This is a genomic window from Sphingomonas soli NBRC 100801 (assembly GCF_001591025.1).
Taxonomy (GTDB): Bacteria; Pseudomonadota; Alphaproteobacteria; order Sphingomonadales; family Sphingomonadaceae; genus Sphingomonas; species Sphingomonas soli.
In genome coordinates, this window is record NZ_BCTZ01000016.1 from 1 (window position 1) to 26914 (window position 26914).

At 66.3% G+C, this 26914-nt stretch carries 23 protein-coding genes and 1 pseudogene; 10 read left to right on the plus strand and 14 right to left on the minus strand.

Features of this window, described 5'->3' with window-relative positions; translation table 11 throughout:
- Positions 1 to 70 precede the first annotated feature (70 nt).
- Genes smc through SSO01S_RS12460 form a run of 4 tightly spaced genes read right to left on the minus strand, consistent with a single transcriptional unit; the run spans position 71 to position 5557 of the window.
- Complete coding sequence (gene smc, locus SSO01S_RS12445) at positions 71 to 3478, minus strand: chromosome segregation protein SMC (protein WP_066799201.1); 3408 nt, start codon at positions 3476 to 3478, stop codon at positions 71 to 73.
- Positions 3479 to 3499: 21 nt separating this feature from the next.
- On the minus strand, positions 3500 to 4249 hold the full coding sequence (locus SSO01S_RS12450) for a thioredoxin domain-containing protein (protein WP_066799406.1): 750 nt from the start codon (positions 4247 to 4249) through the stop codon (positions 3500 to 3502).
- A 31-nt stretch (positions 4250 to 4280) separates the two neighbouring features.
- Positions 4281 to 5018 (minus strand): DsbA family protein, encoded by a 738-nt coding sequence (locus tag SSO01S_RS12455; RefSeq protein ID WP_066799203.1) that lies wholly within the window; start codon positions 5016 to 5018, stop codon positions 4281 to 4283.
- The gene (locus SSO01S_RS12460) at positions 5018 to 5557 is read right to left on the minus strand and encodes a DUF721 domain-containing protein (protein WP_066799205.1); all 540 of its coding nucleotides are present in this window, start codon (positions 5555 to 5557) and stop codon (positions 5018 to 5020) included. Before SSO01S_RS12460 ends, SSO01S_RS12455 begins: the two co-directional genes overlap by 1 nt.
- A 27-nt stretch (positions 5558 to 5584) precedes the next feature.
- Here SSO01S_RS12460 and SSO01S_RS12465 point away from each other — a divergent pair, with 27 nt between their 5' ends.
- The 3 genes from SSO01S_RS12465 to nudC are packed head-to-tail and all read left to right on the plus strand — an operon-like array spanning position 5585 to position 8827.
- The gene (locus tag SSO01S_RS12465; protein WP_066799208.1) at positions 5585 to 6622 is read left to right on the plus strand and encodes an A/G-specific adenine glycosylase; all 1038 of its coding nucleotides are present in this window, start codon (positions 5585 to 5587) and stop codon (positions 6620 to 6622) included.
- Positions 6622 to 7908, plus strand: coding sequence for a serine hydrolase domain-containing protein (locus SSO01S_RS12470; RefSeq protein ID WP_369404250.1), 1287 nt, complete (start codon positions 6622 to 6624; stop codon positions 7906 to 7908). Before SSO01S_RS12465 ends, SSO01S_RS12470 begins: the two co-directional genes overlap by 1 nt.
- A 49-nt stretch (positions 7909 to 7957) precedes the next feature.
- Positions 7958 to 8827: an NAD(+) diphosphatase gene (nudC, locus tag SSO01S_RS12475; RefSeq protein WP_066799213.1), complete on the plus strand. Its 870-nt coding sequence runs from the start codon at positions 7958 to 7960 to the stop codon at positions 8825 to 8827.
- A gap of 4 nt (positions 8828 to 8831) precedes the next feature.
- On the opposite strand, the gene SSO01S_RS12480 is transcribed toward nudC, so the two are convergent.
- The 3 genes from SSO01S_RS12480 to SSO01S_RS12490 form a co-directional block, all read right to left on the minus strand.
- Complete coding sequence (locus SSO01S_RS12480) at positions 8832 to 9341, minus strand: hypothetical protein (RefSeq protein WP_066799407.1); 510 nt, start codon at positions 9339 to 9341, stop codon at positions 8832 to 8834.
- A gap of 14 nt (positions 9342 to 9355) precedes the next feature.
- A complete protein-coding gene (locus SSO01S_RS12485) occupies positions 9356 to 9610 on the minus strand; it encodes a helix-turn-helix transcriptional regulator (protein WP_066799215.1) in 255 nt (84 codons plus the stop codon).
- Between the two features lie 215 nt (positions 9611 to 9825).
- Positions 9826 to 10716, minus strand: coding sequence for a prephenate dehydratase (locus SSO01S_RS12490; RefSeq protein WP_066799216.1), 891 nt, complete (start codon positions 10714 to 10716; stop codon positions 9826 to 9828).
- A 111-nt stretch (positions 10717 to 10827) separates the two neighbouring features.
- Between SSO01S_RS12490 and SSO01S_RS12495 the strand changes: the two genes are divergently transcribed.
- Positions 10828 to 11496 carry a c-type cytochrome gene (locus SSO01S_RS12495; protein WP_066799217.1) on the plus strand — a complete coding sequence of 223 codons (669 nt, stop codon included), beginning with the start codon at positions 10828 to 10830 and terminating at the stop codon, positions 11494 to 11496.
- A 94-nt stretch (positions 11497 to 11590) separates the two neighbouring features.
- Here the strand turns inward: SSO01S_RS12495 and SSO01S_RS12500 are convergent, their stop codons facing one another.
- Together SSO01S_RS12500 and SSO01S_RS12505 are read right to left on the minus strand one after the other, a co-directional pair.
- Positions 11591 to 12490: an LOG family protein gene (locus tag SSO01S_RS12500; RefSeq protein ID WP_066799218.1), complete on the minus strand. Its 900-nt coding sequence runs from the start codon at positions 12488 to 12490 to the stop codon at positions 11591 to 11593.
- A 36-nt stretch (positions 12491 to 12526) separates the two neighbouring features.
- Complete coding sequence (locus tag SSO01S_RS12505; RefSeq protein ID WP_066799220.1) at positions 12527 to 13204, minus strand: extensin family protein; 678 nt, start codon at positions 13202 to 13204, stop codon at positions 12527 to 12529.
- Between the two features lie 82 nt (positions 13205 to 13286).
- Between SSO01S_RS12505 and SSO01S_RS12510 the strand changes: the two genes are divergently transcribed.
- The 4 genes from SSO01S_RS12510 to SSO01S_RS12525 all read left to right on the plus strand — a co-directional run bounded on the left by SSO01S_RS12510 (position 13287) and on the right by SSO01S_RS12525 (position 18292).
- Positions 13287 to 14162 (plus strand): alpha/beta hydrolase, encoded by an 876-nt coding sequence (locus SSO01S_RS12510; protein WP_083943026.1) that lies wholly within the window; start codon positions 13287 to 13289, stop codon positions 14160 to 14162.
- Positions 14163 to 14284: 122 nt separating this feature from the next.
- Positions 14285 to 15418, plus strand: a complete 1134-nt coding sequence (locus SSO01S_RS12515; protein WP_066799222.1) for a phosphoserine transaminase — start codon at positions 14285 to 14287, stop codon at positions 15416 to 15418.
- Positions 15419 to 15531: 113 nt separating this feature from the next.
- The gene (gene serA, locus SSO01S_RS12520) at positions 15532 to 17109 is read left to right on the plus strand and encodes a phosphoglycerate dehydrogenase (protein WP_066799224.1); all 1578 of its coding nucleotides are present in this window, start codon (positions 15532 to 15534) and stop codon (positions 17107 to 17109) included.
- 97 nt (positions 17110 to 17206) lie between these two features.
- Positions 17207 to 18292: an ATP phosphoribosyltransferase regulatory subunit gene (locus SSO01S_RS12525; RefSeq protein WP_066799225.1), complete on the plus strand. Its 1086-nt coding sequence runs from the start codon at positions 17207 to 17209 to the stop codon at positions 18290 to 18292.
- Here the strand turns inward: SSO01S_RS12525 and SSO01S_RS12530 are convergent.
- Genes SSO01S_RS12530 through SSO01S_RS12540 form a run of 3 tightly spaced genes read right to left on the minus strand, consistent with a single transcriptional unit; the run spans position 18289 to position 23234 of the window.
- Positions 18289 to 19722 (minus strand): mannitol dehydrogenase family protein, encoded by a 1434-nt coding sequence (locus tag SSO01S_RS12530; protein WP_066799226.1) that lies wholly within the window; start codon positions 19720 to 19722, stop codon positions 18289 to 18291. The two genes, SSO01S_RS12525 and SSO01S_RS12530, sit on opposite strands and share 4 nt — an antisense overlap.
- A 42-nt stretch (positions 19723 to 19764) precedes the next feature.
- On the minus strand, positions 19765 to 20766 hold the full coding sequence (locus SSO01S_RS12535) for a retroviral-like aspartic protease family protein (RefSeq protein WP_066799227.1): 1002 nt from the start codon (positions 20764 to 20766) through the stop codon (positions 19765 to 19767).
- 50 nt (positions 20767 to 20816) lie between these two features.
- Positions 20817 to 23234, minus strand: a complete 2418-nt coding sequence (locus SSO01S_RS12540; protein ID WP_083943032.1) for a ligase-associated DNA damage response DEXH box helicase — start codon at positions 23232 to 23234, stop codon at positions 20817 to 20819.
- A gap of 18 nt (positions 23235 to 23252) precedes the next feature.
- Here SSO01S_RS12540 and SSO01S_RS12545 point away from each other — a divergent pair.
- Positions 23253 to 24250: pseudogene (locus SSO01S_RS12545) on the plus strand (ligase-associated DNA damage response exonuclease).
- 54 nt (positions 24251 to 24304) lie between these two features.
- Complete coding sequence (locus SSO01S_RS12550) at positions 24305 to 24727, plus strand: hypothetical protein (RefSeq protein WP_066799228.1); 423 nt, start codon at positions 24305 to 24307, stop codon at positions 24725 to 24727.
- Between the two features lie 63 nt (positions 24728 to 24790).
- Here the strand turns inward: SSO01S_RS12550 and SSO01S_RS12555 are convergent, their stop codons facing one another.
- A complete protein-coding gene (locus SSO01S_RS12555; protein ID WP_218000369.1) occupies positions 24791 to 25240 on the minus strand; it encodes a hypothetical protein in 450 nt (149 codons plus the stop codon).
- A 159-nt stretch (positions 25241 to 25399) separates the two neighbouring features.
- Positions 25400 to 26914 (minus strand): RNA polymerase factor sigma-54, encoded by a 1515-nt coding sequence (gene rpoN, locus SSO01S_RS12560; protein ID WP_066799232.1) that lies wholly within the window; start codon positions 26912 to 26914, stop codon positions 25400 to 25402.

A 26914-nucleotide genomic window follows, 5' to 3' on the forward strand; every position in this document is an offset into this window, starting at 1 on the left:
CGAACGCGCACATCTCCCTCACCCTTCCGCAGCTGCGCTGCTCCCTCCCTCTCCCGGCGGGAGAGGGATTTTACTCCGCCGCCAGCACGTCCAGCGCGCCGCCCAGATCCACCGACACCAGCCGGCTGACCCCGCGCTCCACCATCGTCACGCCGAACAGCCGGTGCATGCGGCTCATCGTCGCGGCATTGTGCGTGACGATCAGGTAGCGGGTCGTCGTCTCCAGCGTCATCGCTTCCAGCAGGTCGCAGAAGCGCTCGATATTGGCGTCGTCGAGCGGCGCATCGACTTCGTCGAGCACGCAGATCGGCGCGGGATTGGTGAGGAACAAGGCGAAGATCAGCGCCACAGCGGTCAGCGCCTGCTCGCCGCCCGAAAGCAGGGTCAGCGATTGCAATTTCTTGCCCGGCGGCTGCGCCATGATCTCGAGCCCCGCCTCCAGCGGATCGTCCGAATCGATCAGCTCGAGATGCGCCTGCCCGCCATTGAACAAGGTGGTGAACAGCCGGCGGAAATGCTGGTCCACCGCCTCGAACGCGGTCAGCAGCCGCTGGCGGCCCTCGCGGTTGAGCGTGCCGATGCTGCCGCGCAGCCGGTTGACCGCCTGGGCGAGCTCGTCGCGCTCCTGCGCGTTGGTCGAGAAGGCGGCTTCCAGTTCGGCCAGCTCGCTTTCCGCGACCAGATTGACCGGCCCGATCCGCTCGCGCTCGGCGCTCAGTTTTTCATGCGCCGTGGATTCGTCCTGCGGCGTGCGCACGGTCTCCGAATCGAAGCCGGCCTTTTGCGGCAGCAGGGGCGGCGGGCATTCGAAGCGTTCACCCGAAAGCCGCCCCATCTCGATCCGCCGGGCTTCCTGATTCTCCGCGCGCGCCAGCGACCCGGCGCGTTCCTCGCGGGCCTGGGCCAGCGCCTCGTTCGCCGCGCGCACTGCGCCTTCGGTCTCGCGCAGCGCCGCTTCAGCGGCCTGTTCGGCGGCCTGCGCTGCGGAGGACTGGCTGCGCGCTGCCTCGGCCTCGGTCTCGGCCGCCGCCACCTTGGCATCGAGTTCGGCCGGGCGGGTGGACAGGCGCTCGCTTTCTTCGGCCAGCTCTACGCCGCGTTTGTCCATCTCGGCCGATCGCCGGGCCGCTTCGCCCGCGCGTGATTTCCAGCTTTTCGCCTCCGCGCCTGCCGCCGCGAAGCGCTCGCGCGCCTGGGCGATCTCGCGCTCCAGCGTGCCGCGCTCGGCGCGGGCATTGGCGGCGGCGGCGCGCTTGGCTTCGGCATCGGCGGAAAGCGCGGCAACCTTGTCGCGGGTAGCGCTGCCATCGGGAAGGGCGGTCTTGGCGGCGTCGGCGCGCGCCAGTTCGGCCCCGGCTTCGTCCTGCTCGGCGGCGATGCGAGCACGGCGCGCCTCCAGGTCGGCGCGCTGCGAATCGAGCCGTTCGAGCTGCGCCGTGGCGCGATCCTCGGCGCGGCCTGCCTCGCGTCCGGCATTTTCGGCATGGTCCAGCACGCGGCGGCAATCGCTCGCCGAGCGCTTGGCCTCGGCGATCGATTCCTCGATCCGCGCCAGCTCGGCATCCGCGCTTTCCACCGCGCGCACCGCCGCCGGGCGAGCTCTCTCGATCGCGGCCAGCCGGTTGATATTCTGCAGCCGTGCCGCCGCTGCCGCGCCGCCCGATCTGGCGACATAGCCGTCCCAGCGCCGCAGCACGCCGTCCAGAGTCACCAGCCGTTGCCCCACCGCGAGCGGCTGCCCGTCATCGCTGTCGGCGACGAGCACCTGCTCCAGCCGGCGCGCAAGCCCCGCCGGGGCGGTCACATGGCGGGCGAGCGGCGTTGCGCCCTGCGGCGCGCCGGGATCGCCCGGCTGCGGCTCTGCTCCCGCCCAATAGCGCTCCGATTTCTGGTCGAGCCCGGCCTCCAGATCGTCTCCCAACGCCGCGGCCAGCGCGCGCTCATAACCGGCATCCACCTTCAATTTATCCAGCAGCCGGTCCTTGTCCGAGGGGCGTGTCGCCTTGGCCAGCGCCTGGGCTTCGCTGTCGAGCTGCGCCAGTTCGGCGTGGGCGGATGCGCGGGCGGATTGCGCCCGGTTACGCGATTCCACCCCCGATCGCTCTTCGGCGTCGGCCCGCGCCAGTCCGGTGCGCGCGCTCTCCGCCTGGCGCAGCGCCTGTGTCCGTGCCTCGGCGGCGCGTGCCTTTTCGGCCTTTAGCGGTTCGGCATCGGGCAGTGCGCGCCATTCGGCGTCGATCCGGTCGCGATCGCGGTTGCTGCGCTCCACCCGCGTGCGAGCGGCCGCCAGCGCGGCTTCGGCGACGCGGGTTTCTGCGGCCTCGCTTGCCTGCGCGGCCAGCGCCTGCGCCAGCGCCACCTCCGCATCGCGCGCGGCGCGTTCGGCCTCGGCCAGCGCCGCGTCGAGCGTGGGCATCTTGGTCGTGGCAAAGGCGATGCGCGCGTCGAGCGCCTTTTCTTCCTCCGCCAGCCGGGCCAGCGCTTCGGCGGCGTCGCGGGCCAGCGCGCCTTCGCGGCCGCGATCCTCGGCCAGCCGCAGCTCGGCCTCTTTCAGTTCGCCGATCCGCCGCTCGACCGCCGCGCGCTCGCTGCGCAGGGTCGCCAGCGCGTGCATCGCCTCGGTCGCCCGGTCGCGTACCGCCAGCGCTTCGGCGCGCGCCGTCGCCAGCGTCTCGGCAGCGGCCTGCTGGACGGCCACCGCATCCTCATGCGCCTGTGTCCGCGTCGCGACCAGCGCCTGCGCTGCATCGGCTTCCTTCTTCGCCGCATCCGAAGCTGCCGCCGCATCGCGCCAGCGCGCGAAGATCATCCGCGCCTCGGCCACGCGGATCCGGTCGGAAAGCTCGCGGTAGCGCTCGGCCTGGCGCGCCTGGCGCTTCAACGCGGCGGCGCGCGCTTCCTGATCTCCGATCACCTCGTCCAGCCGGGTCAGGTTGGCCTCGGTTGCGCGCAGCTTCTGCTCGGCATCCTTGCGGCGCACGTGCAGTCCGGCGATCCCCGCCGCTTCCTCCAGCATCGCGCGGCGTTCGGCGGGCTTGGCGGCGATGATCGCCCCGATCCGCCCCTGGCTCACCAGCGCTGGGCTGTGCGCGCCGGTTGCGGCATCGGCAAAGGCCAGGCTGACGTCTTTGGCGCGCACGTCGCGGCCGTTGATCCGGTATGCCGATCCCGCGCCGCGCTCGATCCGGCGGACGACTTCGAACTCTTCCTCGCCGCCCACCTGCTCCGCCAGGATCGATACTTCGGCGAAATCCCTCGCGGGCCGGGTGGCGGTTCCCGCGAAGATAACGTCTTCCATTCCCGCGCCGCGCATCGATTTTGCGCTGTTTTCACCCATCGCCCAGCGCAAAGCCTCGAGCAGGTTTGATTTCCCACACCCGTTCGGCCCGACGATTCCCGTCAGCCCCGGTTCGATTCGCAGATCGGCTGGGTCGACGAAGCTCTTAAAGCCTGTCAGCCGCAGCCGCTTGATCTGCATTTCGGGTCTCTGGACCCCGGCTTAGCGCGCGCCGGCCGCCTGTAGCGCGGGCTCGAGCGCAGCCCATGACGCGGTGTTCGGCACCACCTTGCCGTTGATCAGGAAGGTCGGCGTGCCGGGCAGGTTGGTGTTGACTGCTTCAGCATTGATCTTCGAGATCGCCTCACCGGCCTTCTGGTCGGACAGGCAGGCGCGGGCCTTCGTCTCCGGCACGCCCTGCTGCTTCATGAACTCGATATAGCCAATCGCGTCGGCAAAGCCGGCTGCTGCTTGCGCCGGCGGCAGCTTCTGGAGCTGCTCGACGAGTTGCGGATTCTGGCTGACCAGCGCCTGGGTGCGGTCGAGAAAGGCGTTCTGGTTGGCGAAGAGCTGGTCGAGCACGGTGAAGAACGCCTCGGTCGGCACGCACTGGTTGAGCAATGCTGCGGCGAAATCGGGCGCGCCATGGACCAGGAAGTCGCGGAATTCGTAGGAGACCCGTCCGGTCGAGATATATTTCGTCATCAGCGGCTCCATGCCCTCGGCGGCGAAGCGTCCGCAGGTCGGGCAATTGCGCGAGCCGTATTCGATCAGCTTGATCGGCGCATCCGGATTGCCCAGCACGAAGGTGCTTTCCGGAGTCTTGGTGACCGTTTCGGCCCAGGCCTTGCCGACGGGTGCAGGCGCGGTCGCGATGGCAGTGCTCGATACGACGGGCGCGGAGCTGTTCGAATCCCCGCCGCCGCATGCAGCAAGCGCGAGCATCGAAGTCAGGGCAATGGCGGAACGCATGGGGATCATCTCCAAGTTTTGATTATGTATGTCAGCCAAGGGCCGCGATGAGCAAGGGCTCGAGGCCGTCCCAGGTGTAGGGGGTGACCAGGCTGCCGTTGATCATGAAGCTGGGGGTGCCGCGCACGCCGAGCGCAGCGCCTTTCGAATCGGTGCGGCCCACGCCGGCCAGCATTGCCCGATCGGCCAGGCATGCGCGCGCCTTGGCTTCGGTCACGCCGTGCTGCTTGATGAAATCCACATAGCCCAGCGCATCGGCAAACCCCGCGACCGACTCGGCCGGAGGCAGCGATTCGAGCTGATGATGCCGCGCATGGTCGCGTTCCAATGCGTGCAGTCGCGCAACCACCGCGGGCTGCCCCGCGAACATCGCGTCGAGCACCGGGAAAAAGCGGTTCAGCGGCACGCACTGGTTGATCAGAGCGGCGGCGGCATCGGGTGCGCCGTGGACGAGCAGATCGCGGAACTCGTAGCTGACCTTGCCCGTCGCGATATATTTCGCGCGCAGCGGCCCCACGCCCTCTTCGGCGAACGCCGCACAGGTGGGGCAGGTACGCGCGCCATATTCGACCAGCTTCACCCTCGCGTTGGGGTTGCCCTGGCGATAGCCGCCTTCGGGCGTGCGCACGACCACATCGACCCAGCGCTTGGCCGGGGCTTTCACAGGCGGCTTTGCCTTGGCGGTCGCGGTGGCGCGCTTCTGCGCGGCGGCGGGTGTCGCCACGCCCGAAATCAGCAAGAGGGCGGCGAGGAAACCAAATAAACGCATCAATCAATCCTGACGATCTTGGGCTTTTCGTCGCTTGCCAGCACGCCGGCGGCAAGCGCTTCAAGGACGTTCTTTAGTTCGGGGTCGGCGATCCCGCGCAGGCTCTCGCTCATTTCCTCGGACAGGGGCTTCAGGCTGGGCGGAGGCAGCGGCTTGTCGAGCTTCTTTACCTCGCCATGGCGGATCGAAAGCCGCGCCACGGCGGGATAGCCGAAGAAGCGGTTCACCCGCTCGACGATCTCGGGCGCGATATGCTGCATCATCGGGGCATGGGCGCCGCCTACGACGAGGCTCAGCACGCCCTCGGCGCGCTTGCCCTGTGGAAAGCGAATCGATTCGGGCGTGGAGACGCGGGCATAGCGTTCGCCGACGATTTCCACCCAGCGGCTGACGATCGAATGCTGGACAAAGCCGAACTTGCGGAATGCGGCGCGGCCCACATCGGGCAGCAGCTCGGATACCGCGCGCGCGCGCATCGCACGCTGGGGCGGTGTCGCGGGCTTGGGCTGCCGGGTCGTGGTGCGCGGGGGCTTCGTCATCCAACCGTGTCCATGCCATAGGGGCCTGTGCCCGACAACAAGCCTCGCGCAATCCATTCCCGCCTTCTCGACTGGTATGATCGCCACGCCCGTGCGCTGCCGTGGCGCGCGCAGCCGGGGGCGAACGCGCCCGATCCCTATCGGGTATGGCTTAGCGAGATCATGCTCCAGCAGACGCAGGTGGCGAGCGCGACGCCGTATTTCGAAAAGTTCACTGCGCGCTGGCCCGATTTCGCCTCGCTCGCGGCGGCGGACGATGCCGAGCTGATGGCTGCCTGGGCCGGGCTGGGCTATTATGCCCGCGCTCGCAATCTGCTCGCATGCGCCCGCGAAGTCGCCGCGATGGGGGCGTTTCCCGCAACCGAGGCCGAGCTTCGCAAACTTCCAGGCATCGGTGGCTATACGGCGGCGGCGATCGCGGCGATCGCCTTTGGCCAGCGCGCGGTGGTGGTCGATGCCAATGTCGAGCGCGTCGTCTCGCGCCTGTTCGCGGTGGAGGAGCCGCTGCCGGGAGCCAGGAAGCGCATCCATGCGCTCACCGATTCGGTCACGCCCGATGCCCGCGCAGGCGATTTCGCGCAGGCGATGATGGATCTGGGCAGCGGCATCTGCACCGCGCGAGCGCCGCGCTGCATGCTTTGCCCGCTGCTGGATGCGTGCGATGGCTTCGCAACGGGCGCCCCCGAAGCTTTCCCGGTCAAGGCCGCGAAGACGCCGAAGCCGCAGCGTTACGGCACGATGTTCTGGTTTACCCGCGCCGATCGGGTGCTGCTCGTCCGCCGCCCGGCCAAGGGGCTGCTCGGCGGGATGCGCGCCTTGCCGACCGGCCCCTGGAGCGATTCGCCGCCCGGGCTGGCAGGCGCGCCGACATCCGCGTCGTGGCGCATGCTCGATGCATCGGCGTCGCACGGCTTTACCCATTTCAATCTGCAACTCGCTCTTGCGGCGGCGGAAGCCGGGGGGCATGAAAATGCCGATGGCGAATGGTGGCCGATAGCTGAGCTCGAATCGGCGGGGCTGCCGACGGTGTTTGCCAAGGCTGCACGGATTTTCAGGAGAGCATGATGCGCGCATGGATCGGATTGGGACTGGCCGGGATTGTCACGCTTGCCGTCCCCGCTGCGGCGCAGGTCGCTCCGCCTGCCGCGCCTGGCGTCGCGGCCCAGACCGAGGTCGCGAAGCGCTATGTCGCCGATGGCACGGTTTCGGGCATCGTCATCCGCACCGGCCGTTCCGGCAGCGGCGACACGATCACCACGGTTTCCGAAGGCCGTATCGGTGCCGCGCCCGATTCGCCCAAGGCTGATGCCAACAGCCTGTGGCGGGTCTATTCGATGACCAAGCCGATCACCGGCATCGCCGCGATGATCCTGATTGAAGAGGGCAAGCTCAAGCTCGACGATCCGATCAGCAAATATATCCCCGCGTTCAAGGACACCCAGGTCTTGGTGGATCCCGCCAAGGGCCTCGAAAGCCGCCCGGCCAAGGGTCAGATCACGGTACGCCACCTGCTCACCCATACGGCGGGTCTCGGCTATGTGCTGCCCGGCCAGTCGGGGCCGCTGATCAACGAATATAATCGCCTCGGCATCAATCCCGCGCAGGTGAACATCGCGCTCGAATCGCGCACGCGCCCGACGCGCCCGGCGACGCTCGAGGAATTTGCCAACAAGGTGGCGGCGCTCCCTCTGCTCTTCGATCCCGGCACCAAATGGAGCTATTCGATCGGCCTCGACGTGCTCGGCCGCGTCATCGAGGTCGCCAGCGGCGCCCCGTTCGATACGTTCGTCAACACGCGCATCTTCGCGCCGCTCAAGATGCAGTCGAGCTTCTGGACCGTGCCCGCCGGCGAAGTCGGCCGTCTCGCCGATAATTTCGCCTCGCTCGGCGGCACCCGCGTGGTGATGGATCCGGCCAAAACCTCTGTCTATCTCAGCCCACCCAGCTTTCCTTATGGCGGCGCCAGTCTGGTGATGTCGGCGGCCGATTATGACCGCTTCCTCCATATGCTCGCCAATGAAGGCTCGCTGGATGGCGTTCGCATCCTCAAGCCCGAAACCGTCCGCATCGCCATGTCGAACCTGCTGCCGCCGGGGACGGACACCAGCCAGCTCAATGCCAACCGCGCGGGCGGTGCGCCGCTCGGCTTCGGCGCGGGCGGCTCGGTCACACTCGCCGATACGCCGGACGGCGTTGGCAAGGGCACCTATGGCTGGGGCGGGGCCGCAGGCACGATCGCCTGGGTCGATCCCACCCGCAAGGTGCGCGCCACGGTGATGATCAACCTGTTCGGCGATACCAAGCTGCGCGACGACACCACCAAGGCGATCTTCGCTGATCTGAAGCAATAATCCTCTCCCGGTGGGGAGCAGAACGTCCAGACATTAAGGCGAATACCGCATGAACTTGCCCGGCTTCACCGGGGGCGCGCTCGATCGGGCAGACCGCGTCCGTCACGAACCCGAATTGCTCGCCGCCGCTGTCGCCGACCCCAGGGCGCGGTTGCTCGTGCTGAACGGTCTCGATCCCGAACTGGACGAATATGACCGGCTCCGCTGGACCAATCTGGCCGAGGCGACGGGCGAATTGCTGTTCCTCGGCTTCGAGCATGGCTTGCCGCGCTTCGTCTCGGCGCTTCCCGAAGGGGTGCGTCCGCCCGCCACACGCTCTCCGGCGCTGTTCGGCATGCTGGAGCGCTTCACGTGCGAGGACGCGGCGCTCTACGCCGCTGCCCGCAGTCTGGTCGATTGGCACGCGCGGCATGGCTTTTGTGCTGTCTGCGGCACGCCAGCCGATATTTTTCGCGCCGGCTGGGGCCGCAAATGTCCCCATTGCCACGCCGAACATTTCCCCCGCGTCGATCCTGTCGTCATCATGCTCGCCGAACTGGGTGAGCGTGTGCTGCTCGGCCGCCAGCCATCCTGGCCGAAGGGCCGCTATTCGGCGCTCGCGGGCTTTCTCGAAGTCGGAGAATCGATCGAGGGTGCGGTGATGCGCGAGATCGAGGAGGAAGCCGGCGTTCGCGTTCGCGGCGTTCGTTATATCGCGAGCCAGCCCTGGCCGTTCCCGTCATCGCTGATGATGGCGTGCATCGGCGTGGCGGACGATGAGCGAATCGAGATCGACGTGCATGAGCTGGAGGATGCGCGTTGGTTCACCCGCGATCAGGTGTGCAGGGCGCTGGCCGGAGACGCCGATGCGGGCTTCATCGCCCCGCCGCGCTACGCCATCGCGCACACGCTGCTGACGGCCTGGGCCGAAGGGCTCTGACGGCTTATTCCTCCTCGCCGATCGGCTGCGTCGCCCAGCTCGCATAGAGCGTCGGGACCGCCGAGTAGAGCGTCATCAGGAACAGCGACAAATTGCTGATCTGGCCGATCAGCACCTGCTTCGGCCACGCGCCCAGCAGGTTCAACCCCAGGATCAGCCAGATGCCGATCACCGCCATCACGCTGATCGAGGCAAAGGTCGCAAGGAACGCCCGCAGGCGCATCGCGCGATCGAACTCGTCCGCGATGTCGGGCCCGCCCCATGCCTTGACCGGACCGGCCATCGGCAGCGGCATGGACAGGGCGAAACCGGCCATGACCAGCGTGTAGCTCACTGTGAACAGATCGCCGCGCGCGAGGCTCAGGGCCAGGCCCGTCGCCCCGAGCACAAGCGCGATGATCGGCCACCAGCGCAGATGCCGCCGACGAGGCGGGCGTTTCGTCGGCGCGGGAACTCCCGTGCGCTCGGCTGCGGCGTCGAGCTTGTCGAACAGGCGTTCGTTAAACCGTGGCATGCTGACCTCCTTGGTCATTCGTCGGCGCCGGATGCCGCGCGGCGCAGCGCCGCCGCGACGGATTCAAAGGGTTCGAAGGAAAAGAGCAGTTCGAGCGGAACGTCGAAATAGCGCGCGATCTTCATCGCGAGTTCCAGGCTCGGGCTATAATCGCCGCGTTCGAGATAGCCGATCGTCTGGGGGTTCACGTCCACCGCTTCCGCCAAAGCGCGGCGGCTGATGCCGCGCTCGGCGCGAAACAGGGCAAGTCTATTGTGAATGGCAGGCATCTGGCGACTCAGAAAAGCGATATGTTGTCTATACACAACAATTATACATAAGTGTCAAACGGGCATTCCCAGCTTGTAATGTAGGATTCGGATAACTGCTTGGGCGCGTAGCGCCGCGTGCCGGTGTTCCGGACTGGTCCGCAATACGGGCTTCGTCAGTGCGAACATTGGGAACATTTGCGCATTCGCACGGGGCGGCCGCGCCCCTTGCGCGCTCAGGGGCGCTCGCGTGCCTGCCGATAAGTGCCCAGCACGCGCATCCACTTGGTGTGGAAGCGCAGCTCTTCCAGCGCGCGGCCAACGGTCGCGTCTTCCGGACTGCCGACCACATCGGCATAGAATTCGGTGGCCGCAAAGGTGCCGCCGCGCTGGTAGCTTTCCAGCTTCGTCATGTTGACGCCGTTAGTCGCGAAGCCGCCCAGCGCCTTGTAGAGCGCGGCGGGCACGTTTTTCACCTCGAAGATGAACGTCGTCATGAAGGGCCCCGGACCCGCATCCCGGGGCGCGGCCCGGGCGAGCACGACGAATCGCGTCATATTATGTTCGGCGTCGGCGATGTTGCTTGCCAGCGTGTCGAGGCCATAGATTTCGGCGGCGCGCGGCGGCGCGAGCGCGGCGACTTCCACATTGCCGAGCTCCGCCACCATTGCGGCGGCGCCGGCCGTGTCCGGATAGGAAAGCGGCGCGATCCCCTGCGCCTTCAGCCATTGGCGGCACTGGCCCAGCGCCTGCGGATGACTCATCGCCTGCCTGACCTGTTCGAGCTTGCCCGTGCCCATCAGTGCGTAGCGGATCGGCAGGAAATGCTCGCCGGTGATCACCAGCCCCGATTCGGGCAACAGGAAATGGATGTCGGCGACGCGCCCGTGGAGCGAATTCTCGATCGGGATCATCGCGCAGTCCGCGCGGCCTTCCTTCACCGCGTCGATCGCATCCTCGAACGAAAAGCAGGGCAGCGGCAGCCCGTTCGGGAAGGCTTCGAGCACCGCGATGTGCGAATTGGCGCCCGGCGCGCCCTGAAACGCGACGGCGCGTTCGGGTGCGCTTGCGGCTTGCTCGATCATCGCCGCGACGATCGGGCGTGCTGGTGCGGCGAAATTCTCCATGGGGGCTCGCGATTAACCGTGCCGATGCTGCCCGGCAAGCGGCTTGCGATGCGGAAAGCCCTTCACTAGAGGGGTCTCGAATTTGAAGCCAGAATTCCTCAGGGGCACAAGATGGAAGACCGCACGAACACGATCGCAGGTTGGGCATTGGCCGGCGGCATTGCCGCGCTCGGTCTTTCGATCGTCAGCGGGATGATCTACCATAATGGTCGCCCGGATAAGATGGGTTACCCGATCGAGGGCGTCGAGGAAGCGGGCGAGGGCGGCGGCGGCGCTGCTGCTGTGCCACTCGCGACTCGGCTCGCGGACGCGGATCTCGCCAAGGGTGAAGCCTCGTTCAAGAAGTGCGTTGCATGCCACACGATCGCCCAGGGCGGCGCGAACGGCATCGGTCCGAATCTTTATGGTGTCGTGGGCAAGCCGCACGGTCATATCGCCGGCTTCGCGTTCACGGACGCGCTCAAGAGCGTGCCGGGCAATTGGACCTTCGAGGCGCTCGACGAATGGCTGACCTCGCCGCGCAAATATGCGCCTGGCACCAAGATGACCTTCGCCGGCGTACCGGATGGTCAGGAGCGCGCGAACATCATCGCTTATATGAACGCGCAGGGCTCGAACCTGCCGCTGCCGGCGGCGGCCCCCGCCGCTGCGGCTCCGGCAGAAGCGAACGCGACCGCACCTGCCGAGACCGGCAATCTGTCGAACCAGGCGAGCCCGGCCACTGGCGCACCGTCGGTCGATCCGCAGGCAGCCGTGCAGGCGGAGAAGAAGGGCCACTGAGCCCGGCTCCACTGGCCACTAAAAAGGCCCGCTCTCCGGCTTGGGAGAGCGGGCCTTTTTGCGTGAGGCCGGTGGCCGTCGCGCCGGGAGCGCCTCAGGCTTCGGCCTTGGTGGGCGCAACCTGCTGCTCCTCATGATCGTGCCAGAATTGCTGGACGATCTCCCAGCCCTCTTCCGCGGTCTCGCAATAGTTGAACAGCTTCAGGTCCTTGGCCGCGATCACGCCTTCCTCGACCAGCGCCTCGAAATTGACGACGCGGTCCCAGAACTGGCGGCCATAGAGCAGCACCGGAATTGGCTTGATCTTGCCGGTCTGGATCAAGGTCAGCAGCTCGAACAATTCGTCGAACGTCCCGAACCCGCCCGGGAAGGCGGCCAGCGCGCGGGCGTGCAGCAGGAAGTGCATCTTCCTTAGCGCGAAATAGTGGAACTGCATCGACAGCGCCGGCGTCACATAGGGATTGGGCGCCTGTTCATGCGGCAGCACGATATTGAGCGCGACCGATTCGGCGCCAACGTCGAGCGCGCCGCGATTGGCCGCTTCCATGATCGAAGGGCCGCCACCCGAGCAGACGACGAAGTGCCGCTTGCCGGCCTCGTCGCGTGGGAAGGCACTGACCTTGGCGGCAAGCTCGCGCGCCACGTCATAATATTTGCTCTTCTCTACCAGCCGTTCGGCGATCTTTCTCGCCTCGTCGTCCTGCGCCGCTTCGAGCAGCGCCTGCGCCTTTACCGGCTCCGGAATGCGCGCCGACCCGTAAAAGACGAAGGTCGACGCGATATTGGCTTCGGCGAGGATCAGTTGCGGCTTCAGCAGCTCGAGCTGGAAGCGCACCGGGCGCAGATCCTCGCGCAACAGGAAATCCATGTCCTGAAAGGCGAGGCGATAGGCCGGATGTTCGGTCTGGGGCGTGCCGCTATTGGTGTTCGCGCAGGCGGCTTCTTCGCGGGCCGGCTGGAAAACCCGGCTCGGCACTCTTGTTTCGTTGCTCATTTAATCCGGCTTAGGGCGAATATCGCGCGTCTGCAATCAGGCGCAGAAAGGCCCCCGGCCCATGTCGAGGTGGAGATGGTTGTAATGCGCGGCGTTGTAATCGGGGCTGAGCACCGTCTTGAAGCGCCGGCACGCCGAATTATGGAGCGTCTTGAGGAATCGGCGCGTGGCGGGATCCTCCGAGCGCCAGCCGCGCTCGATCGTGATCCGGCGACCATCCTTGAGCACGAAGCCCGAAACATCGACCGCATTGGCCATGCCGTGCTCGGACATCTTGCCCGCAGTCGCCGGCCCCCCGCCCACAATGCCGCGGCATGAATAGGTGCCATAGGTTTCGACGCGCACAAGCTCGCTGCCGAGGATCTGCATCGCTGCGGGTGCGACGGCATAGCGCACCCATGCCGTGAAAGTGCGGGCCAGTTCGCAACGCATCGATTTGAGGCCGGTTACGGGCACGCCGATATCGAGCAATTGCACCGCCCCCGTCACCACGCAGCCGCCGCCGAAATCGCGATCGGGCAGCCCCGAATAGCGCACATCGGCCTTAGCGAGGTCGGTGAAGCATTGCTGCGTCGCGAGCGGCGTCGGCCCGTTGAGCGTGACCGGGCCGCTCGGCCGCTCGCGAATCGGCGCGGGGCGCGGGGCAGGGGCGTCGTCGCCGCCGAACACGCAGGCCGAAAGGAGCAACGGTGCAAAGGCAAATACAAAGCGCACGCGAAAGCGATACCAAGGTAAGGGTTAACAGTCGCTAACCCTGCCTGTTATCACGCGTGCTCTTACATTGGAGAGGAAGCGCATGATCCGGTTGCTCGCGACTTTGCTGGCGATAGCGCTCAGTCTTCCAGTCTTCGCCCAGTCGCCGCCCGCCGATCCGCTGCGCATCCCGCTCTGGGAGAAAGGCGCCCCGGGGTTCGAGAGCCGCGCGGCGATTCCCGAAATCTCCAGGGAATATTGGACGCGCAATATCAACAATCCCAGCATCACTTATTATCCCGCCCGCGCCGAGCGGCGGACGGGCGCTGCGATTGTGATCATGCCCGGCGGTGCGCATGAATTTCTTGTCATCACCAGTGAGGGCGAGAATGTCGCACGCTGGTTCGCCGAGCGCGGCGTGGCGGCGTTCGTGCTGCGCTACCGGCTGTTTCGGGGCAAGGATTCGCCGATCTATTCGTTCGATCACGCGCGTGAGGATGCGGCGCGCGCGATCCGCACGATCCGTGCCCGCGCGACCGAGTTCACGCTCGATCCCGCGCGCGTCGGTGTCATCGGCTTCTCCGCCGGTGGCGAACTGGCCCGCGCCGCCACGCTTCGCCCACCACCTGCGCCGGAGAAGGACGACGCCACCGACGCGCTTTCCGCGCGTCCCGATTTCGCGATCCTCGTCTATCCCGGCCCGCTGCACGGCGAGGAGAATGTGGCGAAGGATTCGCCGCCCTTGCTGCTCACCGCCGCGACCGATGACGAATGCTGCTCGCAGCCCGCGATCGATCTGATGACCGCCTATCGCGCCGCGGGCGCGTCGGTCGAGATGCATCTGTTCGCCGCAGGCGGCCATGCCTTCAACCTGGGCGAGCGCACGCCCTTAGTCAGCCTGCGCCACTGGGGCGACCGCATTACCGACTGGATGACCGATCGCGGTCTTTTCGCGAATTGGCCACCACCCCGGCCCTGAGCGGTACAAAATTGCGTCCCGCTGCACCGCAGCGCAATTGACTTTCGCGGGCGCGGCTTTAGGGCCGTCGACGGGCCACGCGGTCCCAACGCCGCGCGTGCTCTCTGTAAGGAGAGTCTTAAATGACTGAATTGAATGCCCGCCCGGCGGTAAAGCCGGCGCGTCCTTATTTTTCCTCCGGCCCCTGCGCTAAGCCGCCGGGCTGGTCCGCCGAAAAGCTCGATACCCAGGTCCTTGGTCGCTCGCACCGCTCCAAGATCGGCAAGACGCGTCTCCAGTACGCGATCGATCTGATGCGCGAGATGCTGAAGCTTCCGGATACCCACCGCATCGGCATCGTGCCCGGTTCGGATACCGGCGCTTTCGAAATGGCGATGTGGACAATGCTTGGCGCGAAGCCGGTCACCGCGCTCGCCTGGGAAAGCTTCGGCGAGGGCTGGGTCACCGACGCGGTCAAGCAGCTCAAGATCGATGCGACCGTCCTGCGCGCCGATTACGGCCAGCTGCCCGATCTGGGCGCGGTCGATTGGTCGAACGACGTGCTCTTCACCTGGAACGGCACCACCTCGGGCGTCCGCGTGCCGAATGGCGACTGGATTCCGGACGACCGCGAAGGCCTGAGCTTCGCCGATTCGACCAGCGCGGTGTTCGCCTATGATCTGCCGTGGGACAAGATCGACGTCGCCACCTTCTCTTGGCAGAAGGTGCTGGGCGGCGAGGGCGGGCACGGCGTGCTGATCCTCGGCCCTCGCGCGGTCGAGCGGCTTGAGACCTACACCCCGGCATGGCCGCTTCCCAAGGTGTTCCGCCTGGTTTCCAAAGGCAAGCTGGCCGAAGGCGTGTTCAAGGGCGAAACGATCAACACGCCGAGCATGCTCGCGGTCGAGGACGCGATTTTCGCGCTCGAATGGGGCAAGTCGGTCGGTGGCGCGGACGGGCTGATCGCCCGCTCGAACGCCAATGCCGCGGCGCTGGAGAAGATCGTCTCCGAGCGCGACTGGCTGGGCAACCTCGCCATCGACGCCGCGATCCGCTCGACCACCAGCGTCTGCCTCACGGTCGAAGGTGCCGACGAAGCGCTCATCAAGAAGATGGCATCGCTTCTCGAAGCCGAAGGTGCGGCTTTGGACATCGCCGGCTATCGCGATGCGCCTGCCGGCCTGCGCATCTGGTGCGGTGCGACGGTCGATACCGCCGACATCGAAGCGCTCGGCCCCTGGCTCGACTGGGCCTATGCCCAAGCGAAAGCCGCTTAATCCTTGATTTGTCGCCCCGGGCTTGACCCGGGGTCCCGCTTCTATCCCACCGGCCTGCGAAAGCGGGACCCCGGCGCAAGGCCGGGGTGACGGTGGGAACTAAGGAATTCAAAATGCCCAAAGTCCTTATCAGCGACAAAATGGATCCCAAGGCCGCGGAAATCTTCCGTCAGCGCGGCGTGCAGGTTGACGAAATCACCGGCAAGACTCCCGAAGAGCTTGCCGCGATCATCGGCGAATATGATGGCCTCGCCATCCGCAGCTCGACCAAGGTGACCAAGGCGATCCTCGATGCCGCCACCAATTTGAAGGTCGTCGGCCGCGCCGGAATCGGCGTCGACAATGTCGATATCCCCGCGGCCTCGGCCAAGGGCGTCGTGGTGATGAACACGCCGTTCGGCAACTCGATCACCACCGCAGAGCACGCCATCGCGCTCATGTTCGCACTCGCCCGCCAGCTCCCCGAGGCCGATGCCTCGACCCAGGCTGGCAAGTGGGAAAAGAACCGCTTCATGGGCGTCGAGCTGACCGCCAAGACGCTGGGCCTGATCGGCGCGGGCAATATCGGCTCGATCGTCGCGGATCGCGCGCTGGGCCTCAAGATGAAGGTGATCGCTTATGATCCCTTCCTCACGCCCGAACGCGCGATCGAAATGGGCGTCGAGAAGGTCGAGCTCGATCAGCTGCTCGCCCGCGCCGATTTCATCACGCTCCACACGCCGCTGACCGATCAGACCCGCAATATCCTGTCGAAGGAAAACCTCGCCCGGACCAAGAAGGGCGTCCGCATCATCAACTGCGCACGCGGCGGTCTGATCGACGAAGCGGCGCTCAAGGAAGGGCTCGAAAGCGGCCATATCGCGGGCGCGGCGCTCGACGTGTTCGTTCAGGAGCCGGCCAAGGAATCGCCCTTGTTCGGCACGCCGAACTTCATCTCCACGCCGCATCTCGGCGCGTCGACCAGCGAAGCGCAGGTCAATGTCGCGATCCAGGTCGCGGAGCAGATGGCGGACTATCTGGTCTCGGGCGGCATCACCAACGCGCTCAATGTCCCCAGCCTCTCGGCTGAGGAAGCGCCGCGCGTGAAGCCCTATATGGCGCTTGCCGAAACGCTCGGCAGCCTCGTTGGCCAGCTCACCACCGGCACGATCCCGCGCGTCTCGATCCACAGCGAAGGCGCTGCGACCGAAGTGAACCAGAAGCCGATCGTCAGCGCGGTGCTGGCAGGCTTTCTCCGCGTCCATTCGGACACGGTCAACATGGTCAACGCACCGTTCCTCGCCAAGGAACGCGGCATCGAAGTCCGCGAAGTGAAGACCGAGAAGGAAGGCGATTACCACACGCTGCTGCGCGTTTCGGTCAAGACCGAAGCGGGCGAGCGTTCGGTTGCCGGCACCCTGTTCGGCAACGGCCAGCCGCGCCTTGTCGAGCTGTTCGGCATCAAGGTTGAGGCCGATCTCGCCGGCAACATGCTCTATGTCGTCAACGAAGACGCGCCGGGCTTTATCGGCCGCCTCGGCACCGCGCTGGGCGAAGCGGGCGTCAATATCGGCACCTTCCACCTCGGCCGCCGCGAAACCGGTGGCGAGGCGGTGCTGCTCCTGTCGGTCGACGAAGCGGTCACGCCGGAGCTGATCGCCAAGCTTCGCGCGCTTCCGGGCGTGAAGACGGCGATGGCGCTCAAGTTCTGATGCGCGTAGCGCGCCATTCTGGCGGAAGCGCCCGATCTCATGCCGCATGAGCTTCCGGGCTTCCGCCGGGATGACGCGTTGGTCTAAAGGCGATCGCATGACCGGACTTCTTCCCGAGGGCTTTCACGACCGCCTGCCGCCCGCCGCCGATGCGGCGTCGCGGCTGGAGGGGCGCGTGCTCGGCGTGGCGCGCGGCTATGGCTATGAGCAGGTCGATCCGCCTTTGGCCGAATTCGCCGACGGGCTCGCCGCGCGGCTGAAAGCAGGCGGCCTGCGCGACGCGGTCCGCTTCGTCGATCCGGTCTCGCAACGCACGCTTGCGATTCGGCCCGATATCACGGCGCAGGTCGGTCGCATCGCTGCGACCCGGATGGGGCACCATCCCCGCCCGGTGCGCCTCAGCTATGCCGGGCCGGTGCTCAAGCTCTCGGCGTCTGAGCTCGATCCACTACGCTCGATGCGGCAGATCGGTTGCGAGCTGATCGGGCTCGATACCGTCGCTGCGGCAACCGAGATCGTCCAGGTCGCGATCGAATCGTTGCAGGCGGCGGGCGTGAAGCGGATCAGCGTGGATTTCACGCTTCCCGATCTGGTCGATACGCTCGCTTCGGATACGCCCGATCTGGCGCTGCTGCGCGAGCGTCTCGATGCCAAGGATGCGGGCGGCGTTGCGGCCATCGATTCGCGCTATCTCCCGCTGATTGAGGCGGCCGGGCCGTTCGATGCCGCGATGGCGCGGTTGCGTGCGATCGATTCGGGCAATCTCACTTCGCGTCTCGACGGGCTGGCGCGCATCGCGTCGGCGATCCGCGATCAGGCCGCGTTGACGCTCGATCCTACCGAGCGGCACGGCTTCGAATATCAAAGCTGGCTGGGCTTCTCGATCTTCGCCGATGGCGTTCGCGGCGAGATCGGTCGCGGCGGCACCTACACGATCATTCATGGCGATGGCCGCGAAGAGGCCGCCGTCGGCTTCTCGCTCTTCGCCGATCCGATTCTGGATGCCGGGCTCGGCGATGCGGAGCGGCAGCGGCTGTTCCTTCCGCTCGGCACCCCGTCCGATCTCGGCGCGGCGCTGCGCAGCCAGGGCTGGGTCACCGTCGCGGCGCTGGAAGCCGATGATACGCCGCAAGCGCAATTGTGCAGCCACGTGCTCCAGGACGGCGCGCCCGCCGCGCTTTAGCGGGTCAGCAGCGTTTCCGGGCGCCCGTCGAGGAACGGCAGCAGCGCGTCGGTAACCGCGTGGCGGAATCGCGGATCGGTCGCCAGCGTCTCCGGGAATACCTGCCTCAGCCCGAGCATCGCGGTGGCCACGTCGCTCCCTGCGGCTGCCCGGATCAGCATATCGGCCAGCGGATCGGTAAGCGTCTCGCCCGTCTGCGCCTTGTGCCGCACGAACGCGATCCAGGCGGCAACCGGCACCGCGAGCCGGTCGATATTGCGTCCGGCGTCCAACTCGTCCTGGATCGTGTCGAGCAGCCGATAAGGCAGCTTCTGGGATCCGTCCCATGCGATCTGGCTGAGCAGATGGCGGATCTCCGGGTTGCGGAAGCGATCCAGCACCGCGTCGGCATAGGCTGAGATATCCAGCCCCTCCACCGGCTTGAGGCTGAGCGCGATGTCCGAATGGACCAGGCGCGAGATAAAGCCTTCGAGCGCGGGATCGGACATCGCTTCGAACACCGTCTCCAGCCCCAGCGCAAGGCCGATATAGGCAAGCGAGGAATGCGCGCCGTTCAGGATGCGCAGCTTGGCCTGCTCATATCCGCGCACATCATTGGTGAGCGTAACCCCCACCGACTCGAGATCCGGCCCTTCGGCCATGTCGAAGCGCTGGAGCACCCATTGCGTGAAGCCTTCGCGCTGTACCGCGGCGTCGTCGGTAACGCCGAGCTGATCCGCGACATGGCCCAGGAACGCGGCGTCGCTTGCCGGGGTGATCGAATCCACCATCGAATCGGGGAAGGCGACCTTGTCCTCGATCCAGCTCGCGAGGTTCGCGTCCCATGCGCGCGCCAGAGTGACGCAGGCGGCGCGAAGCTTGCCGCCATTGCCGGTCATGTTGTCGCAGCACAGGACGGCAAATGGCGCTGTGCCCGCATCGCGGCGGTCCGAAAGCCCCGCTACGATCCAGCCGATCACGCTCGCCGGCTCGGCGGGGCGCGCCAGATCATGGACGATGTCGGGGTGCGACAGGTCCAGGCTCCCGTCGCCGCCCAGGCAATAGCCCTTCTCGGTCACCGTGCTAGTCGCGATTCGAACGGCGGGGTCGGCGAGCAGCGCACGCAACCTTGCGCCTTCGCCCGGCCCGATCGCATCGGAATGCGCCGCTATCACGCGCAGGCTTCGGGTCCGGTCGATCACCGCGAGCGTGTACAGGCCGTCCTGCGCCTTAAGCGCCTCGACCGTGCCTGGGCTGCGGAGCGAAACGGCGGCGATCCCCCAGCGCGGATCCTTGTCCAGCAACCGGTCGATAAACGCCGCCTGATGCGCGCGGTGGAACGCACCGGGGCCGAAATGGACGATCCCGGTGGAGACGACGGCGGGATCGTGCCCGGGGCGGGCGATCGCCTGCGGAAGCGAAGCGAGAGTCGCGCGGGACAACCTGGTCATTACTCGTACAAGCAGTCACGCGCCTGCGCTGTCAACCGCGGCCTATTCGGAGGGCGCGGGATAGCCCCCGATCTGCGAGGGGTTGAACATTCCCGGCCGTTCGCGGACTTTCTTCATGACGAAGCGGACCTGGCGATTGGGGAAATCGATCTCGACCCGTTGGAAGGCGTGGAGCGCATCCATGCCCAGAAGCAGCGCGGGCCGCTTGGTCAGGCCGAAGCGATGGAAAGGTGCGAGGTCGGCAAAGGCGATCGGCATCTCGCCAAAGGTCAGGCGTCCCACGCGGATATCGGGCACGGCGGTATAGTCGGCCTCCATCTTGCCGCCGGTTACGCTGGTCAATTCGATCTGCACGGCCTTCTTCATCCGTGCGCGGCCGATGCGCTTGCGCAGGGCCATGTTGCCCATCGTCACCTGCGATCCGGTGTCCAGCACCACCTGAACGCGCGTATGCCCGTAATAGGCGTCGGTGACGATCAACTGGCCGAACAGGCTCTTGGCCGTCACGATGATCTCGTTCGATCCGTTGGTGCGGTCGCGGTCCTTCTTGCTGCTCGGGCGGACGGCCATCGTGCCCTTCTCGAAATCGATCGAGACGGCATGTTTGCTCAGTGTGTCGATGCCCAGCAGCCCGGCCGCTCCCAGATCGCGCGCGCCGAGCGAGGGCGCGGTCACGGTATGGAGCTGGCCGATCGACTTGATCGATAGGTCGGGCACCACCACGGTATCGACCACCGATCGCCCGGTCATCGAGGTCAGCGTCACCGGCTTGCCCGGGGTCAGCCGCAGCGATCCGGCCAGCTCGCGTGAGACCACGGTGCGCTCGGCACCGGTGTCGATGATGAAATTATAGGGGCCCCGGCCCCCCACCACGACCGGCACCGTCAGCCTCTTGTCGAGTTCGCCGAGCGTCACCAGCATGGCATCGACCATGTTCTCGGACGAGATCATGTCGGGGTCCTGGCGGCCGTCATGTCCTCCGGCCGCCGCGCCCAGCGGCAGCAGCAGCGGGAGGAGCAGAAGCGGGCGAGCACGCCATGACATGCGGCGATGATATACCCTTCAATGCTGCGCAGCAATCGAGATGATTGGGGTCAGTCGAGCCGCATCGCCTCGCCCGCGATCGCCTCCGCCTCCATCAGCAGCGCGTCCTCAGCCGCGCCCTGCGGCACCGTCTCGCGGCCAATCATGATCAGCACCGGCACAGCCATCGGGCTGACGCGGGGCAGGTCCATGTGCAGCATCGTGTCCGCTGCGGTGTCGAGCAGATGCGCCAGCCTTCCAACATCGGTCATCCGCGCTCGCGCATCCGCCCATGCCGCGCGCAGCAGCAGGTGGTCGGGCTCGTATTTGCGCAGCACGTCATAGATCAGGTCGGTCGAGAAGGTGACCTGGCGTCCGCTCTTCTTCTTGCCCGGTATCTGCCGCTCGACCAGCCCGCCGATGATAGCCACCTCGCGGAACGCGCGCTTGAGCAGCGCGGAACTCTGCACCCAGTCGACGAACTCATGCTCCAATATGTCGGGTGAGAAGAGCGCGGCGGGATCGGTGATCTTCTCCAGCCCATAGACCGCCAGTGCATAGTCATTGGCGACGAAGCCCAGCGGCTTCAGCCCCAGTTTCTCCATCCGCCGCGTGATCAGCATGCCCAGCGACTGGTGCGCGTTCCAGCCTTCGAAGCTGTACGCCACCATGTGGTGCCGCCCCTCGTGCGGGAAGGTCTCGACGAGCAACTGGCCGGGCGTGGGCAGGGCCGAGCGCCGCCCCTGGACCTCGAGCCATTCGCGGACATCGTCGGGGAAGCGCGCCCATTGGCGGCTGTCCGCCAGGAATGCGCGGACGCGGTTCGCGAGCGTCGCGGTGATCGCCAGCCGCGCCCCCATATAGGATACGTAGCGTGCCTGTTTCGACGTCGCCCGCACGATCAGGTCGGTCAGCTCGACCCGTTCGACCTCCAGCGCCAGCCCGGCGAAGAAGAAGGTGTCGCCCGGCGAAAGCGAATTGCCGAACGCTTCCTCCACCTTGCCCAGCCGCCGCCCATTGCGGAAGCGGACCTCGAGCATCGGCGCTTCCACGATGATCCCCGCATTCAGCCTATGCTGCGCAACAAAGGTGGGCTTGGTCACGCGCCACAGCCCATCCTTGCCCTTCGTCAGCCGTTTGAACTTGTCATAGGCGCGCAGCGAATAGCCGCCGTCAGCGATGAACTGGAGCACGCGGTCGAACGTCTCCGCCTCCAGCGCGGAATAGGGCAATGCTGCACGCACTTCCTGCAGCATTTCCTCGCCCGCGAAGGGTGCCGCGCACGCCACCCCCATCACATGCTGCACCAGCACGTCGAGCGCGCCCGGGCGGAAGATGTCGGGGTCCAGCTCGCCCTGCTCGACCGCATCGAGCGCCGCGCGGGCCTCCAGATATTCGAAGCGGTTGCCCGGCACGAGCACCGCCTCGCTTGCCTCGTCCAGCCGGTGATTGGCGCGCCCGATCCGCTGCAGCATCCGCGACGAGCCCTTGGGCGCGCCCATCTGGATCACGCAGTCGACATCGCCCCAATCCACCCCCAGATCCAGGCTGGCGGTCGCGACCAATGCGCGCAACTTGCCGTCGGCCATCGCCTGCTCGGCCTTGCGCCGCGCCTCCAGGCTCAGGCTGCCATGATGCACCCCGATTGGCAGCTTGAGTTCGTTGACCTTCCACAGATTCTGGAAGACCAGCTCGGCCAGTCCGCGCGTGTTGCAGAAGATGATCGTCGTCCGGTGCGTCTCGATCTCGGCCATCACCTGCGGGATCGCATAAATGCCCGAATGTCCGGCCCAGGGCACGCGTCCTTCGGGCAGCAGGATCGCCACGTCCGGATCGGCCCCTCGCTCGCCCTGCACCAGCCGGACGCTGTCGATATCGCCATAAGGCGCGAGCCAGGCCCGATAGCCGTCGGGATCGGCCACCGTGGCGGACAGCGCCACGCGGCGCAGACCGGGCGCGAGCCTGCCGAGCCGCGCCAGCGCCAGCGCCAGCAGATCGCCGCGCTTTCCCGTGGCAAAGGCATGGATTTCGTCGATGACGATCGTCTTCAGCCCCTCGAACATCGTCAGGCTGTCTTCGTAGGAGAGCAGCAGGCTCAGCGATTCGGGCGTGGTCAGCAATATCTGCGGCGGCCGCGCGCGCTGGCGCAGCTTCTTCTCATGCGAAGTGTCGCCGGTGCGCGTCTCCACGCGGACCGGCAGCCCCATTTCCTCGATCGGCGTCAGCAGATTGCGCTGCACGTCCACCGCCAGCGCCTTGAGCGGCGAGATATAGAGCGTGTGCAGCCCCTCGCCCGGCGTCTCCGCCAGCTCGGCCAGCGTCGGCAGGAATCCCGCCAGCGTCTTGCCCGCACCCGTCGGCGCCACCAGCAGTGCATGCTCGCCCGCGCGCGCGGCCGCCAGCATCTCCCGCTGGTGCCGCCGTGGCGACCAGCCACGCGCGGCGAACCAGTCTTCGAGTTGGCGGGGAAGCTGGGAACCTGCGGGCATCCCAACCATATAGGCATGATGGCGAAGCTCGGCGACTGGATCGATCCGCAACCTTCGGGAATCTATATCCCTTCCGCCGATGCGTGGGTCGATCCCTCGCAGCCGGTGCTGCGCGCGCTGGTGACGCATGGCCATGCCGATCATGCGCGCGGCGGGCATGGCGAGGTCTGGGCCACGCCCGAGACGCTGGCGATCATGCAGACGCGCTACGGCGCACAGACCGGCCATCCGGTCGCTTATGGCGAGAGCATCCGGCTGGGCGATGTCGATATCGGGTTCGTGCCCGCGGGCCATGTGCTCGGCTCCGCCCAGATCATCCTGGAGCATCGTGGTGAGCGCATCGTCGTGTCGGGCGATTACAAGCGCCGGCAGGACCCCACCTGCGCGCCGTTCGAAGTGACCCCCTGCGACATCTTCATTACCGAGGCCACGTTCGGCCTGCCGGTGTTCCGCCATCCCGAGACGCGCGACGAAATAGACAAATTGCTGGCGGCGCTGCGGGCTAACCCCGCACGCTGCGTGCTGGTCGGCGCCTATGCGCTGGGTAAGGCGCAGCGCGTGATCGCCGAATTGCGCGCCATGGGATTCGATGACCCCATCTACCTCCACGGCGCGATGCAACGCTTGTGCGATCTCTATGTCGAGCTGGGCGTCGATCTGGGCGATCTGCGCCTCGCGACCGGGGTGGCGAAGAAGGAGCTGGAAGGGCGCATCGTGATCTGCCCGCCCGGCGCGCTCAACGATCGCTGGTCGCGCCGCCTGCCCGATCCGGTCACCGCGATGGCGTCGGGCTGGATGCGCGTCCGCCAGCGCGCGGTGCAGCGCAATGTCGAGCACCCTTGATCATGTCCGATCATGCCGATTGGGACGATCTGACGCGCACGATCCGCGAAGTCGCACCAAGGGAGGTATGGGTCACGCATGGCCGCGAGGACGCACTCGTCCACTGGTGCGCGCTGCACCAGATCAAGGCACGTGCGCTCGATCTCGCCGGGTTCGAGGATGAGGACGATTGATTGCGCTTCCGAGTTGGTAGCGTTACCATGTCTAAAAATTAGGGGAGAGGTTCTATGCGCCTGTTTAAATCGCTTGCGGTGGTAGCAGCTTTCACGCTCGGCGCGGGCGCTGCGCATGCGCAGATCCTGGTGGGCGAGGAATCGCGCGATTTCAGCGGCGCGGACAAGAACAAGGTTGCCGAAAGCGAGCGTGACCGGGCGATGGCCGATTCGGCAAAACCCAAGGCCGTCAGGGGCAGCCGCGCCGTCCCCGCCGATCCCAATGACGTCAAAGTCGGCAGCGAAATCCGCGATTCAAAGGGCGTGGTGCTCGGCAGGGTCGATTCGGTGAGCATGAGCGCCGCCGTGGTGGCGTCTGAAGGCGGCAAGGTCGAAATCCCACTGGAGGCGTTCGGCAAGAACAATAAGGGCCTGTTGCTCGCAATGACCAAGGCCGACTTCGACGCCGCAGTCGCGGCCGCGAACAAGCCCGGCTGATCGGAGCGGCGGCGTGTACCGTTAAAATATGCGGATGCCGGTTCGGCCCCGCTGGTCGCGACTCTATGCCGCTTCGGCTGAATTCAGGTTCAACCAGGCTTCGGCTGCCCAGGAGTCCTCGAAACAGCGGGCATAGCGGTCGTCCAGCGCGCGCACCAATTGCGTGCGCGCCAGTGTCGGGCTCACGACGAAGGCGAGCCGCCGTGACTGGAAGTGCGGATCCGCGAGTATTTCGCGAAACGCATCCACCATTTCCTGCGACTGGATTTTCATGTCGCGCACGTCGTTCAGCGTCAGATGCTGGTTCGGGCCGCAATGCAGCTTGGCATGCTCTTCGCGGCGGGCGGCCAGGAACGCCTGGATATCGGCCTGGGTAAAGAAGCCGCTCATCCGGATACGGATCAGATCGCGTGCAGGGTCCGCTTCGATCGAGAATTCAGCGCTCATTTGTCCAACTAATACGCCAGCCGTTTCGGAATTCTGAATCGGATCATTGCTACCGTAAATGTGCATATATCGTTACGATGCGCGATCGCGATGCAGATTGCTGGTCCGTGTTTGATCCCGCGCGCTTGAGTAAACGGGGACGACGGCCGGATGCATTCTCAGCAAAGCTGAGCGGGCTGGCGCAGTCTGACGGAGATCGGCTCCGTTCTCCGGTTGGATCAAATCCTAGCCTACGCCCTCGAGCGCTTTCTGCCGGCGGCGCTGGACCGAGCTGCCGATGCCCATCGCTTCGCGATATTTGGCAACGGTGCGCCGCGCGATATCGAAGCCCTTCTCACGCAGCATGTCGACGAGCGTGTCGTCGGACAGAATAGCCTTGGGCGATTCCGCCTGGATCATCGCGCGGATCGCCGATTTGACCGCCTCCGCCGAAACCGCGTCGCCGCCATCGGCTGACTGGATCGCCGAGGTGAAGAAATATTTGAGCTCGAACAGCCCGCGCGCGCAGCTCAGATATTTGTTGCTGGTGACGCGGCTCACGGTCGATTCGTGCATCTCTATCGCCTCGGCCACCTGGCGCAGCGTCATCGGGCGCAAATGCGCGACGCCCTTCAGGAAAAACGCTTCCTGCTGCTTCACGATCTCGCTCGCCACCTTGATGATCGTGCGCTGGCGCTGGTCCAGCGCCTTGACCAGCCAGTTGGCGCTGGCGAGCATGTCCGACATCCAGGCCTTGCTCGTCTTGTCCTGCGCCCCGCTCGAAATCTCGGCATAATAAGCGCGGTTGACCAGCACCTTGGGCAGCGTCGCCGCGTTGATCTCGACGGCCCAGCCCATGCCGCGCCGCGCGACGAAGATGTCGGGCGTGACCGCCAGCGCGGGTTCGCCGCCGAAGCAGCAGCCGGGCTTGGGATCGTAATTGCGCAATTCGCGGATCATGTCCGCCAGATCTTCGTCGTCCACGTCGCAGATGCGCCGCAGCCGCGCCATGTCGCCGCGCGCGACCAGCTCCAGATTGTCGATCAGCCGCGCCATGCACGGATCATAGCGATCTGCTTCCTTGGCCTGGAGTGCCAGGCATTCGGCCAGGCTGCGCGCGCCCACGCCGGTGGGGTCGAAGGTCTGGACGACGCGCAGCACGTCCTCGACCCGCGCCAGCGCGACGTTCAGCCGGTTGGCGATGTCGAGCAGCGGCACGGTCAGATATCCGGCCTCGTCGATCTGGTCGATCAGGTGCGCGGCGATGAACAGGTCGGCACCCGAAATGCTCGCGCCTGCCTGCGCCATCAGATGGTCGGCCAGGCTCAGCGCGTCGCTCGCCATATTGTCGAAATCGGGGCCGTCTTCCGGCATGCCGCCGCCGCCACTGCTGCCGCCGGTCATCCCCAGCCCGCCATCCAGCCCGCCAATGCTGTCGGAGGCGCTGTCATGGTGGAAGGTCTCGGCCGAGAAATCCACGTCGAGCGCGGCTTCATTGTTGGCTTCGCCGCCGCTGTTCAGCAGTTCGGCGGCATCGGCGGGGCCATCGCGCTCCTCATATTCGGGCGCGGGTTCGGGTTCGCGCGCATCGCCATCGTCGCCCGCTTGCGCTTCGAGGAGCGGGTTTTTGTCGAGTTCCTCGGCGATGAAGGTCTCGATCTCCAGGTTCGACAGTGCCAGCAGCTTGATCGCCTGCTGGAGCTGCGGCGTCATCACCAGCGATTGCGACTGCCGCAGATCGAGGCGGGGCGCGAGACTCAT